Here is a 5507-nt window from a genome sequence, read left to right as displayed (position 1 = left end):
TCTACGAAAGCGGACAGGCCGGACAGGAAACGGACTATAAAAAGGCGATGAAATTTCACGAAAAAGCTTGCGAGGGCAAAGTAGGCGCCGCATGCGCGAGAGTGGCCGGATACTACGACGAGGGCAGGGGCACCGAGCAAAATTTAGCCAAAGCGTCTAAATTTTACGAAACCGCATGCAAGTACGAGGACGCGAGCGGCTGCCACGCGCTAGCTGATATGTACGAAAGGGGCGATGGCGTAAAAAAAGACGAGACGAAGGCGATGGATTTTTACGGGCTGGCTTGCGACTACGGCTCTAGGGGAGCTTGCGCCGATTTTAGAAAACTTTACAAAAACAAAAAATAAGGAGCCGCTATGTTTAAGAAAATTTATCTCGTTTTGATTTTAGCCGGATTGGCGGCCGCGCAGACGAATTTTGAGATCGCGACGAAAAAATACCTGCAAGATATGGGCGATAAAAACGTGCCCAAACTCTACGAAAAATCGTGCCGAGAGGATAAAAACGCCGTAGGTTGCTACATAGCCGCGCAGCTAAAAGCATATCAAACATACGACCTAAAAGACGATGACGAGTATGCGCGAATAAACGGCGAAGTTTTTGAGCTTTATAAAAGCGCTTGCGATCTTGGCTACGCTAAAGCTTGCTCGGCGGCGGGCGATTTTTACGACTCTACGCCGTCAAACGATAATTTTGTCGTAGAGCAGGACGATACGGAAAAATCAGCCGAATTTTACGAAAAAGTATGCGAGAGCAAAGACGGGGAGGCTTGCCTAATGATAGCTAAGAAGCACGATAGCGCCTCAAAATTTGCCGATGCGCTAAAATACTATAAACTAGCCTGCGAAGCGAGAGAGGCCGAGGGCTGCTACAACGCGGCCGATATCTACGAGTCAGGCGACGGAACGCCTAAAAATAGCGCCGAGGCGGCGAAATATTACGGTCTTGCTTGCGAAAACGGCCTTGGTCGCGGCTGCGCCAAATCTAAAAAATTTAGCAAATAGGAGGATGCGTTGAGAAAGATTATTTTAGCTGCGATCTTAGTGGCGGCGGCTTTTGGCGGGGACTTTGAACAAGCCCCGAAAATATATCTAAAAAAATCGGACTTCGAAAACAGCGCGCAACTGTTTGAAAAATCTTGCAACGACGATAAAAATGCCGCCGGCTGCTATATGGCGGCGTTTTTGGGCGAGCAGGGGCTCTCATATAACGACGATGACGGCGGCAAAAAGACCTTTGCGCTATATAAAAAGGCCTGCGATATGGGCGACATGGACGGCTGCACGGCCGTAGCCGCGGTGTACGAGGGCACCATACTGTGGCAAATCTCTCAGGTAGACTACGAAAAGGCGGTGGCGCTTTATGAAAAAGCCTGCGAGGGCGGAGTCGGCGAGGCGTGCTATAGGGCGGCTGCTCATCACAGCGGCGAATACGGCGGCACTAAAGACCCGCAAAAAGTCCGCAAATACTACTCGCTAGCCTGCGACCACAAAGACTCGCAAGGCTGCTATATGCTCGCGCAAGGATACGAAAAGAGCGAACAGGATATGAAAAAAGCGATGGATATTTACGGGATCTCTTGCGATTACGGATATACGGAAGGCTGCGTTAAATTTAGAGAGCTCGTTAAAAAAACAAAATAAAATCTGCGCCTCGCTAGATTTTGATTGTCTGGCGTGGCGTAAATGCGGCGAGCAGAGCTCACTCGCCGTTATGGACGAGCTTGATTTGGCTTTCGGCTTTGCGTAGCGCCAGCTTCTAAAACTTCTATCATTTAAAATTTACTATTTTGGCTTTGCTAGGGTGTCTTTTAAAGCATACCGCGTACCTGTCGCCACAAAATTCGTTTGAATAATGTCTGAATTAAATTTGTCGTCTCGCTCGGTAAAATCAAATTTGATCTGGTTTAACTCTCTGAAGTTTAAATTTAACGGCGAAATAGCGTGTCAAATTTGACGTTAAGCTAAATTTGCAACCTCTAAGTCCAAGCCGCAAATTTAAGCAACAAAGTCCAAATTTGGCGACCGCAAGGCCGCTTCCAAATTTGCCGCCCAGCAAATCGTAAATTTAACCGCCGAGCCGAGCGGTCAAATTTAGCCGAGCAGCAGCTCAAATTTGACGCGCAGAGCAAGCAAGCTCCAGCTTAAATTTGCCGCACTTATCGAACTTATTTTACTCAAATTCGGCGTCAAATTTAACACCGCGCTTAGCTCAAATTTACCTAAAACAGCCCCTTTATAAGCCCTTTTATCGCATCTTTTTTGGCGTCTTTTTTCGCATCGCCCGTGGTGCCGTTTTCGTCGTCTTTGCCGAATTTCTTATCCAAAAATCTATCCAGCTCCTTAACCGCCTTGCCCCTTAGGTAGTCCGAGCCGATCGTGTATTTCGGGTTGTCGCTGGTGCCCGTGACGGTGATGTCGATGTCGGTTTTTTCGTAGTTCATCTTGATCGGCACGTTTACGGCCTTGGTCGCCATATCGTATTTGCCGCTAGTTACCCAGACTCGGCTTCTAGTCGCGTTCATATCGGCGTTAAAGTCGATGAGGTTTTTGTTTATCGTACCTTTTATTTTGCTGTTTTTGTAGATTTCGCTTGTTATGTCGCGTCCCGTGAAGGTCCTTACCTGCTCGGTAAAATCGGTCTTTGCAAGCTTGCCGTCATTTACGGCAACGTCAAATTTACCTTTTTGCGAGGCGAGATTATAATCCATCGTCATATCGCCGGTGCCGTCGTAGACGTGCGAGAGACCCAAAAAGTCGGTGAGGCCTTTGGCGGTGAAGCTCTTTAAATTTGCGTTTAGGATATCGTCTTTTAAGACCGCCTTAAGATCGCCGTTAAAGAGTCGCGAATTTACGTTTGCGCTTAGCTTTTCGCCCGTTTTCGTCGCGTCGCCGATAATCAGCAAAGGCCCGTAAAGCGGTCGTCCGACCAAAAACTCGATCTCTTTTAACTCTTTTATGCTAAGCTCAAAGTCCGCCTTCGCCGAGCCGCTTTCAAGCTCGTAGTCGCCTTTTAGATTTTTTAGCGCGATTAGGTTCTTGTTTGCGTTTGAGACGAGGTTTGCTACCGCGTCAAATTTAGCCTTGCCGGCGTTTATAGCGACATCCACGTTAGCGTCAAATTTCGTGCCGCTTGGGAAGCGCTTATCTAGTTCTTTTGCTACGACGGTGCTATTTACTATTCCGTTTTTGACGATAAATTTAGCCGTACCGCTGAGATTTTTCGGATCCAGTCCGCTTAGATTTACGGATCCGTCGATCACAGCATCGGCGTAGTTTGGCAGCGCAGCCAGCGTAAATGCGTCTTTAAGCGAAAGCGCGCTTAAATTTGCCGCGAGTTTTTCGTTTTTGAGGTTTGCGTCTATCTTGCCGCCTAGAGCGTTTGCGTTTAGATCTAGCTCGCTAAGCGCGCCCTTTGCGAGTTTTGCCGCACCTTTGACGTCCACTTTACCTGATAGTTTTTTGCCGATTAGCTCTTCAAATTTACCCAGGTCCTCGATACCCGCGTCAAATTTGACGTCCGCGTTTTTATCATCCAGCCCGTAAACGCCGCTTAGGCTCTTTAGCTTTAAAAGCTCGGAGTTTAGCGAGGCGTTAAATTTGGCTTTTGAGCTTGCAACGTCGGCGTTTGCGTTTAGTTCAAAGGCTAGAGGTTTGCTTAAATTTATCTCTTTTGCGACCTGTTTTAGCTCGGCCGGATTTAGCCGCGCGTTTTTGGTGGCGAGTTTAACCGAGCCAGAGATATTTTGCGTGTTGTGTACGTCGTTTAGCACTGCTTCGCCGCTGATCGTTCCTCCGACAAATGCCGGGAAGGCGGCGATTTTAACGAGTTCGTCAAGCTTTAGCGAGCTGATTTTGGCGATTAGCTTGCCGCCGTTTAGCACCGCATCGACGTTACCGCCAAAGCCTTCAATCTTTACGTCGAAGTTTTTTAGCTCGCCTGCCGTAGCGATGACGTTGCCGTTTGCTTTGAACGCTCCGCTAAGCTTTTGCCCCACGACGGGCTCAAATTTGGCCAGATCGTCCACGATGAGCTTGACGTCGCTGCTTAGGGTGTTTGAGTTTGGATCGTAGATCGTCTTGTCGCTACCGATCGTCGCTAGCGGTGTGATTACCGCGCTTTTGGCGTTTACGATACCGTCTTTGACGTCGGCTACGATTTTGCCGTTCGCGACGAAATTTGACGGCAGAGTGACGTTAAAATCCTTTGCGATTAGCGCGTTATCGGTTTTTACGTCTATAATATCGACGTTTGCGGTGCCGTTTGGCTTGCCGCCGCTTTCTACGATGTTTGCGACGGCTGAGATTTTACCGCGCGCGTAGATAGGCTGACCTGCTAGTGCTAGAGCTTTTTCGACCTGTAAATTTTTAGCGTCGAGCTTTAAAGAAAGCGGCTTATAGTCTTTTAAATTTGCGTCGAAGCTAACGTTTGAGCCTAGCATTTGGCCTACTCCGCTAGCGGTGAAATCGCTAAATTTGCCCTTTGCGATGCCTGAGATTTTCATAGCTTCGCTTAGCTTGACGCCCAGGCTTTTTAGATCGCTAACGGCGACATCGTATTTTAGATCGAGGCTTTGCGAGAAAATCGAAAGACCGCCGTTTACGTTCGCCGCGATCTCGCCATTTACGTTAGCTACGATATCTACGCTCGTCGGACGGATCTGAAATTTGTCAAATTTGACGTCAAATCCGCTTTTTTCTTTAATTATATTTTCAGCGTAGGGTTTAACAAAACCGTTGCCAAAATCGGTAAAGGCCGCGACGTAAGCCGCGATAAGCAAAGCAAAAACCAGTCCGAGCAGGGCGCCTAAAATTTTCATCGTCTATCCTTTAGATTTAGTTTAATTTTATTATGAATCTTGAGCCGATTATACTAAGACTTGTTAAGAATTTTAGCTAAATCATTGACAAATTCTAAAAATTTGACTATAATTTCATCACTCAAAACAAAAGAGTGCTAAAAAAGTAAAATCAAACCATAAAGGATGAATCATGAATTTTCAACCGTTAGGCAAACGAGTCTTAGTCGAGCGTCTTGAGGACGTCAAAACGACCGCTTCGGGCATCATTATACCCGATAATGCAAAAGAAAAACCTTTAAGCGGCAAGGTTTTGGCGGTATCAAGCGAGGTAGAAGGCGTGAGCGTGGGCGATAGCGTGGTTTTTGCAAAATACGGCGGCACCGAGGTCGTGCTTGACGGCAAGACGTATTTGGTTCTAAAAGTCGAAGACGTTTTGGGCGTTTTAAAATAATCTAAATTTAAAGGAATAAAAATGGCAAAAGAGATATTTTTTTCAGACGAGGCTAGAAACAAACTATATGAAGGCGTTAGAAAACTAAACGACGCGGTAAAAGTAACGATGGGGCCTCGCGGCAGAAACGTACTAGTGCAAAAGAGCTTCGGCGCTCCTGCGATCACCAAAGACGGCGTGAGCGTAGCTAAAGAAGTAGAGCTAAAAGACGCTCTAGAAAACATGGGCGCAGGCCTAGTAAAAGAGGTTGCTAGC

6 protein-coding genes are annotated in these 5507 nt (G+C 47.1%); 5 read left to right on the top strand and 1 reads right to left on the bottom strand.

Annotated elements, in window-relative coordinates:
• The 3 genes from Q0546_RS02170 to Q0546_RS02160 form a co-directional block, all read left to right on the top strand.
• A partial coding sequence (locus tag Q0546_RS02170; RefSeq protein WP_298790113.1) for a tetratricopeptide repeat protein occupies positions 1-347 on the top strand: 347 nt, incomplete at its 5' end.
• 9 nt (positions 348-356) lie between these two features.
• Positions 357-1004, top strand: coding sequence for a sel1 repeat family protein (locus Q0546_RS02165; protein WP_298790111.1), 648 nt, complete (start codon positions 357-359; stop codon positions 1002-1004).
• A gap of 9 nt (positions 1005-1013) precedes the next feature.
• Entirely contained in the window at positions 1014-1643 is a 630-nt protein-coding gene (locus Q0546_RS02160) for a tetratricopeptide repeat protein (protein WP_298790109.1), read from the top strand.
• 578 nt (positions 1644-2221) lie between these two features.
• Here the strand turns inward: Q0546_RS02160 and Q0546_RS02155 are convergent.
• Complete coding sequence (locus Q0546_RS02155; protein ID WP_298790107.1) at positions 2222-4819, bottom strand: hypothetical protein; 2598 nt, start codon at positions 4817-4819, stop codon at positions 2222-2224.
• 172 nt (positions 4820-4991) lie between these two features.
• Between Q0546_RS02155 and groES the strand changes: the two genes are divergently transcribed.
• Entirely contained in the window at positions 4992-5252 is a 261-nt protein-coding gene (groES, locus tag Q0546_RS02150) for a co-chaperone GroES (RefSeq protein WP_298790104.1), read from the top strand.
• Between the two features lie 21 nt (positions 5253-5273).
• A partial coding sequence (locus Q0546_RS02145; RefSeq protein ID WP_298790103.1) for a TCP-1/cpn60 chaperonin family protein occupies positions 5274-5507 on the top strand: 234 nt, incomplete at its 3' end.

Origin of the sequence: uncultured Campylobacter sp., assembly GCF_937997465.1 — a bacterium.
GTDB lineage: Bacteria > Campylobacterota > Campylobacteria > Campylobacterales > Campylobacteraceae > Campylobacter_A.
Note: the sequence above shows the minus strand (reverse complement) of the source record. Positions and strands in the feature narration are given on the sequence as shown.